The sequence below is a fragment of the Curvibacter sp. GW821-FHT01G03 genome (genome assembly GCF_059422285.1).
In genome coordinates, this window is the sequence record NZ_JBWKWP010000007.1 from 338,323 (window position 1) to 344,792 (window position 6,470).

The following is a 6,470-nucleotide window of genomic DNA, read 5'->3' on the forward strand; positions in this document are numbered from 1 at the left end:
GCCGATTCAATGCGCGCCTTCTGCGACAGGCGCTTGTAGAGCGCGCGGGCGATCACGTCGGATTCGAACTCGCCGCCCGGCGGCAACAAGGGCTGCTCCTGCTCATCGAACTTGCCGACGATGCGAGGGGCACGTGCGCTTCCGTACAGCACGTTCTTGGCAAACATCTCCAGGAACGGACGCTTCTCCTCGATCACGAACAGCTCTTCCAGACCCTCGGCGAACTCGCGCACGATGGTGGGCTCCATGGGGAACAACATGCCCATCTTGAGAATGCGCACGCCGTGCCGCTTCAAGGCCGCCTCGTCCAGCCCCATCTCGCGCAGGGCCTGCATCAGGTCGTTGTAGGTCTTGCCTGCCGTCATGATGCCCAGCCACGCGTCCCGGTTGGGCAGCACCACGTTGTTGAGCTTGTTCACCCTCGCGTAGCGCTTGGCCAGCTCCAGGCGCTGCGTGTACAGCGAGTGCTCCATCTCCAGGGCCTCGGCCCGCACGTTCATGCCCAGGTTCATGCGCGGCGTGAAAGGCACGCCATCGAACTCCAGGTCGGGCAGTTGAAAGTTCAGGCGCTCGGGCGAGACTTCGGCACTGCCGCTGCCATCGGCCACGTTGGTGACCATCTTGAGGCCCACCCACAAACCAGACAGGCGCGACATCTGGTAACCATGCAAGCCGAGATCCAGAATGTCCTGCACGGTGCCCGGGTACAGCGCAGGCATGCCCAGGTGGAACAACATGGGCTCACTTTGGCTGGGCAATGACGACGACTTGCAACTGGGGTCGTCCCCCACCACGGCCAGCACCCCGCCGTTCTTGCCCATGCCGGTGTAGTTGGCGTGCTTGAGCGCGTCACCGCTGCGATCCACCCCCGGGGCCTTGCCGTACCAGAGGCCGGTGACACCATCGAACTTCTCCTGGCCCACGGCGCCCAGCATCTGGGTCCCCCAGACCGCCGTGGCCGCCAGGTCTTCGTTGAGGCCGTCGACGAAACGGATGTTGTGCTCCAGCAGCAGCTTTTGCCGCTTGATCAACGCGGCGTCCAGCATGCCGACCGGCGAGCCCCGGTAGCCCGACACGAACATGCCGGTGCGCAGGCCGCGGCGCTGGTCGGTGCGAATCTGGTCCAGCGTCAATCGCACCAGGGCGTCAATGCCCCCCAGGTGAACGACGCCTTCTTCTCGGATGAACGGACTGTTGGGGTCTTGCTTCGCAGACATGAATCGACTCTCTAGATGGAACGGGCACACAGGGATGGGATCGGCACAGGGGCCGATGACGCAGCCAAGCTGCTCCGGGCTCACGCAAACAGACACACCCGGGCGACAGCTCTCCGCTGGAGACGTCCGTGCAGGCCCGCACGACCGGCAGCAGCGGTGCGCGGCCACTTTAGCCAGGGCCTTGCGCCCTGAATAATGAAAAACTCCGAGCGATGTATGCCCGTTGTGAATAGCTGATGCCGCCCTGCCTTGGAGCGCTCACAGCCCGCCGCCACCGCTCAGGTGGGGGCTTGCGCCTGCCCAGGCCTACCAGCGTTCCATATAAGGCCGCAGGTCCAATTCAAAGGTCCAGGCATCGCGTGGCTGCTGGTGCAGCAGCCAGTAGTTGTCAGCGATGTGCTCGGGATTGAGGATGCCGTCCTGCGCTTTCAGGGCATAGCGCTCGGGGAAATTGCTGCGGATGAATTCGGTGTCGATCGCGCCATCGACCACCACATGGGCCACATGGATGCCCAGCGGACCCAGCTCACGCGCCATGCTTTGGGCCAGTGCCCGCAAGGCATGCTTGGCCCCCGCAAAGGCCGCAAAGCCCGCCGCACCGCGCAAGGCGGCGGTGGCACCGGTGAACAAGATGGTGCCACGCCCGCGCGGCACCATGCGGCGCGCGGCGGCTTGCGCGTTCAGGAAGCCGCTGAAACAGGCCATCTCCCAGATCTTGAAGTACTTGCGGGCGGTTTCATCCAGCACACTGCAGGGCACGTTGGCGCCGATGTTGAACACCAGCACCTCGATGGGCCCATGCTCGGCCTCGATGCGTTCAAACAGGGCCTGCACCTCGTCTTCCTTGCGGGCATCGCTGGCATAACCGTGCGCCTGGCCACCGTCGGCACGGATGGCGTCCACCAGAGGCTGCAGCTTGTCAGCCGTGCGGCGCGTGACGCAGCTGATGTAGCCCTCGCGGGCAAAGCGCTTGGCAATGGCGCCGCCTGTGGCGTCGCCCGCACCGATCACCAAGGCCACGCCGCGTGGCTGCTGTGTCTGCGTCATACCGGAATCTCCATGGAGGGTGGGTGCCGTGACCGGCCTGGTAACGATCTTGCCTGCAAGGCCGCCGTGCCGGCAAGCCCGCCGCTGTCACCCAGGCGCGAGACACTCAGGGATGGCCGCCTTGACACCCTGCACCCACCTGCCTACGGTGAGCGATCCGCCCAACCTGACTTCGGAGACAACATGGGTCGCACAGTGGAGTTCTTTTTCGACGTGGGCAGCCCGGCCTCGTACCTGGCCTGGACACAGCTGCCCACCCTGGCTGCCGAGACCGGCGCCCAACTGCAATGGCGCCCGATGTTGTTGGGCGGCGTGTTCCAGGCCACCGGCAACGCCTCGCCGGCCACCGTGCCGGCCAAGGGGGCTTATGTGTTCCACGACCTGGCGCGCTACGCCCTGCGCTACGGGGTGAGCTTGCAGCGCAACCCTTTCTTTCCGATCAACACCCTGATGCTGATGCGGGCGGCCACCGGCTTTGTGATGCACCAGCCCGAACAGCTGCAGGCCTACCTGAAGGCCGTGTTCGAGGGCATCTGGGTGCGGGGCCTGAACCTCGGCCAGGCCGCCGTGGTGGTCGAGCTGCTGTCGGGCGCGGGGCTCGATGCGGATCAGGTGCTGGCCTGGTGCTCGGATGCCGAGGTCAAGGCCCAACTGAAGAACACCACCGACGAGGCTGTGCGACGCGGCGTGTTCGGCGCGCCCACCTGTTTTGTCGGCGAAGAGATGTTCTTCGGACAAGACCGGCTTGAGTTCATCCGGGCGGCCCTGCAGACAGCTCAGGCCTGACCCTCGTCAACGATGGGGGCACCTGGTGCGGCCACCAGCGGATGGGGCTGTTCCGAGGCCACGGCCACCAGCTGCAGCCCCAGCACCCTGGCCATTTCGGCCAAGGTGCTCAGGCGAGGGTCGATGGCGCCCGACTCGATGCGTTGCACCGTCATGCGCGACAGCCCTGCCTGCTCGGCCAGCTCCTGCTGTTTGAGCCCCTGGCGTTTGCGGGCAGCTTGCAGTTCGGCGATCAGGTTCATGGGTGAGCTCCAGCACTCAAATGACAAAGGCTGCGCATTGTGCCGTCATGGGCGATCCCGCTGTACCTCGGGTGAAAAAAAACCCGCCGCAGCGGGTGGGTGTGCCAACGCCTTGCGGCGGGCCATCAGGCGGCCAGCAGGCGGGCCTTGGCCTCGGCGTACTCGCGCTTGAGCTGGGCGACCAGGTCCGCGGTCTTCTGAACCTTGCTGATGGCACCAATGCCCTGGCCACAGCCCCAGATGTCCTTCCAGGCCTTCTTGGCGTCGCCGCCAAAGTTCATCTTGCTGGGGTCGCTCTCGGGCAGGTTGTCGGGGTCCAGGCCGGCGGCACGGATGCTGGGCTTGAGGTAGTTGCCGTGCACACCGGTGAACAGGTTGCTGTAGACGATGTCGTCCGAGTTGCCGTCGACGATGGCCTGTTTGTAGCCCTCGGCAGCGCGCGCCTCTTCGGTGGCGATGAACGCCGAGCCCATGTAGGCGAAATCGGCGCCCATGGCCTGAGCCGCCAGGATGGCCCCGCCCGAGGCGATCGAACCCGACAGCGCCACGGGGCCGTCGAACCACTGGCGGATTTCCTGGATCAGCGCAAATGGGCTCTTGGTACCGGCATGGCCACCGGCACCTGCCGCCACCGCGATCAGGCCGTCAGCGCCCTTCTCGATGGCCTTGTGGGCAAAGGCGTTGTTGATGATGTCGTGCAACACCACACCGCCATAGCTGTGGATGGCCTCGTTCACATCGGTGCGGGCCCCCAGCGAGGTGATGATCACCGGCACCTTGTACTTGATGACCATCTCGATGTCGTGATCGAGGCGATCATTGCTCTTGTGCACAATCTGGTTGATGGCGAATGGGGCGGCCGGGTTGTCGGGGTTGGCCTTGTTGTGGGCCGCCAGGGCCTCGGTGATCTCGGCCAGCCACTCGTCCAGTTGGGCGGCTGGGCGGGCATTGAGCGCCGGCATCGAGCCGATCACGCCGGCCTTGCACTGCTCGATGACAAGCTTGGGGTTGCTGATGATGAACAGCGGCGAGCCGATGACCGGGAAAGGCCGGTTGGCGAGCGCCGGAGGCAGTTTCGACATGTGTTTTGTCTCCAGGATGGGTCTGCGCGAATTTTGACGGGCGGGAGGTCGGCCGCACTGTCCGTTTCGGGACAGCGCGGCCCATCCGATCAGAAGGCTTCCGGTGCCAGCGCGGTGACGCTGTCAGCACCTTCCACGATGCTGTCGCGCAGGCCAGAAGCCTTGCTCAGCAGGTGGTCGGCATAGAAGCGGGCTGTGCTGATCTTGCTGCGCATGAAGGCCTCGTCCTGGCCCTGGGCCAGCAGGTCTTGCGCCACCAGCAGCGAACGGGCCAGTTGCCAGCCGGCCACCACATTGCCGGCCAGCATCAGGTAGGGCACCGAGCCGGCAAACACGGCATTGGGCGAGGCCTTGGTGTTGCCCGCCACAAAGTCGACCACGTCCAGGAATGCCAGGCGGGCGGCCTTCAGGCGCTTCGCCACCACGGCAGCCGTGTCGGTGCCGCTGGCCAGCAAGGCGGCCTCGGTCTGCTCGATCTGGGCGGCAATGCCCTTGGCCGTCTGGCCGCCATCGCGCGCGGTCTTGCGCCCCACCAGGTCATTGGCCTGGATGGCGGTGGTGCCTTCATAGATGGTCAGGATCTTGGCATCACGGTAGTACTGGGCCGCGCCGGTCTCTTCGATGAAGCCCATGCCGCCATGCACCTGCACACCCAGCGAGGTGACCTCCAGGCTCATCTCGGTGCTGTAGCCCTTGACCAGCGGCACCATGAATTCATAGAAGGCTGCATTCACCTTGCGGGTGTCGGCGTCGGGGTGGTGGTGGGCCGCGTCGTAGGCGGCGGCGGCCACACTGGCCATGGCACGGCAGCCTTCGGTGTAGGCGCGCATGGTCATCAACATGCGCTTCACGTCGGGGTGGTGGATGATGGCGGCGCTGGCGTTGAGGCTGCCGTCCACCGGGCGGCTTTGCACGCGGTCCTTGGCGTATTGCACGGCCTTTTGATAGGCGCGCTCGGCCACCGCAATGCCCTGCATGCCCACGGCATAGCGGGCCGCGTTCATCATGATGAACATGTACTCCAGGCCGCGGTTTTCCTGGCCCACCAGGTAGCCGATGGCGCCGCCGTGGTCTCCGTATTGCAGCACCGCCGTGGGGCTGGCCTTGATGCCCATCTTGTGCTCGATGCTCACGCAATGCACGTCGTTGCGCGCCCCCAGCGAGCCATCGGCATTCACCATGAACTTGGGCACCACGAACAGGCTGATGCCCTTCACGCCTTCAGGTGCGCCCTGCACGCGGGCCAGCACCAGGTGCACGATGTTCTCGGCCATGTCGTGCTCGCCGTAGGTGATGAAGATCTTGGTGCCAAAGATCTTGTACGTGCCATCGGGCAGCGGCTCGGCGCGGGTGCGTACCAGGGCCAGGTCCGAGCCGGCCTGGGGCTCGGTCAGGTTCATGGTGCCGGTCCATTGGCCCGACACCAGCTTTTCAAGGTAGATGGCCTTGAGTTCATCGCTGCCCGCCGTCAGCAGGGCCTCGATCGCGCCATCGGTCAGCAAGGGGCACAGGGCGAAGCTCATGTTGGCCGAGTTGAGGATCTCGGTGCAGGCCGCGCCAATGGTCTTGGGCAGGCCTTGGCCGCCAAAATCGACTGGGTGCTGCAAGCCTTGCCAACCGCCTTCGGCGTATTGCTTGAAGGCCTCCTTGAAGCCCGGGGTGGTGGTGACCACACCGTCCTTCCAGCTCGACGGGTTCTTGTCGCCGTCCCAGTTCAAGGGGGCGATCACGCCCTCGTTGAGCTTGGCACATTCTTCGAGCACGGCCTGGGCCGTTTCCAGGCCGGCCTCCTCGAAACCAGGGATCTGTGAGACTTGTTCGATGTTGGCCAGGTGTTCAATGTTGAACAGCATGTCCTTCAGGGGGGCGGTGTAACTCATGGGGTTCATCTCCGGATATGAAAAGGGCATCGCGAACGATGCCCATTTGGCTTGTTGTCAAAAAGGGCCCTGGGCCTCAGTTCACAGAGCGCTGATCAGTTCAGGCACAGCCACAAACAGATCAGCCTCCAGGCCATAGTCGGCCACGCTGAAGATCGGTGCCTCCGGGTCCTTGTTGATCGCCACGATCACCTTGCTGTCCTTCATCCCCGCCAA

Annotated in this window: 5 protein-coding genes and 2 pseudogenes; 1 reads left to right on the plus strand and 6 read right to left on the minus strand. The window is 64.8% G+C overall.

The window, feature by feature from the left end; genetic code table 11:
• Positions 1-32 precede the first annotated feature (32 nt).
• Together AC07VS_RS12635 and AC07VS_RS12640 are read right to left on the minus strand one after the other, a co-directional pair.
• Positions 33-1,217: pseudogene (locus AC07VS_RS12635) on the minus strand (indolepyruvate ferredoxin oxidoreductase family protein); the annotation flags it as partial.
• Positions 1,218-1,523: 306 nt separating this feature from the next.
• On the minus strand, positions 1,524-2,264 hold the full coding sequence (locus AC07VS_RS12640) for an SDR family oxidoreductase (protein WP_492348721.1): 741 nt from the start codon (positions 2,262-2,264) through the stop codon (positions 1,524-1,526).
• A 183-nt stretch (positions 2,265-2,447) separates the two neighbouring features.
• Between AC07VS_RS12640 and AC07VS_RS12645 the strand changes: the two genes are divergently transcribed.
• Positions 2,448-3,050 (plus strand): 2-hydroxychromene-2-carboxylate isomerase, encoded by a 603-nt coding sequence (locus tag AC07VS_RS12645; protein ID WP_494655422.1) that lies wholly within the window; start codon positions 2,448-2,450, stop codon positions 3,048-3,050.
• Here AC07VS_RS12645 and AC07VS_RS12650 read toward each other — a convergent pair.
• The 4 genes and pseudogenes from AC07VS_RS12650 to AC07VS_RS12665 all read right to left on the minus strand — a co-directional run.
• Positions 3,041-3,292 (minus strand): helix-turn-helix transcriptional regulator, encoded by a 252-nt coding sequence (locus tag AC07VS_RS12650; RefSeq protein WP_492348719.1) that lies wholly within the window; start codon positions 3,290-3,292, stop codon positions 3,041-3,043. The two genes, AC07VS_RS12645 and AC07VS_RS12650, sit on opposite strands and share 10 nt — an antisense overlap.
• 125 nt (positions 3,293-3,417) lie before the next feature.
• A complete protein-coding gene (locus AC07VS_RS12655) occupies positions 3,418-4,374 on the minus strand; it encodes an NAD(P)H-dependent flavin oxidoreductase (protein WP_494751087.1) in 957 nt (318 codons plus the stop codon).
• Positions 4,375-4,463: 89 nt separating this feature from the next.
• Positions 4,464-6,254 carry an acyl-CoA dehydrogenase gene (locus AC07VS_RS12660; protein WP_494751088.1) on the minus strand — a complete coding sequence of 597 codons (1,791 nt, stop codon included), beginning with the start codon at positions 6,252-6,254 and terminating at the stop codon, positions 4,464-4,466.
• 81 nt (positions 6,255-6,335) lie between these two features.
• A pseudogene (locus AC07VS_RS12665) lies at positions 6,336-6,470 on the minus strand (electron transfer flavoprotein subunit alpha/FixB family protein); the annotation flags it as partial.

Coding starts and splice junctions, on each gene's coding strand:
- AC07VS_RS12640 (WP_492348721.1), bottom strand. CDS start 2,264: ATGACGCAGACACAGCAGCCACGCGGCGTGGCCTTGGTGATCGGTGCG.
- AC07VS_RS12645 (WP_494655422.1), top strand. CDS start 2,448: ATGGGTCGCACAGTGGAGTTCTTTTTCGACGTGGGCAGCCCGGCCTCG.
- AC07VS_RS12650 (WP_492348719.1), bottom strand. CDS start 3,292: ATGAACCTGATCGCCGAACTGCAAGCTGCCCGCAAACGCCAGGGGCTC.
- AC07VS_RS12655 (WP_494751087.1), bottom strand. CDS start 4,374: ATGTCGAAACTGCCTCCGGCGCTCGCCAACCGGCCTTTCCCGGTCATC.
- AC07VS_RS12660 (WP_494751088.1), bottom strand. CDS start 6,254: ATGAGTTACACCGCCCCCCTGAAGGACATGCTGTTCAACATTGAACAC.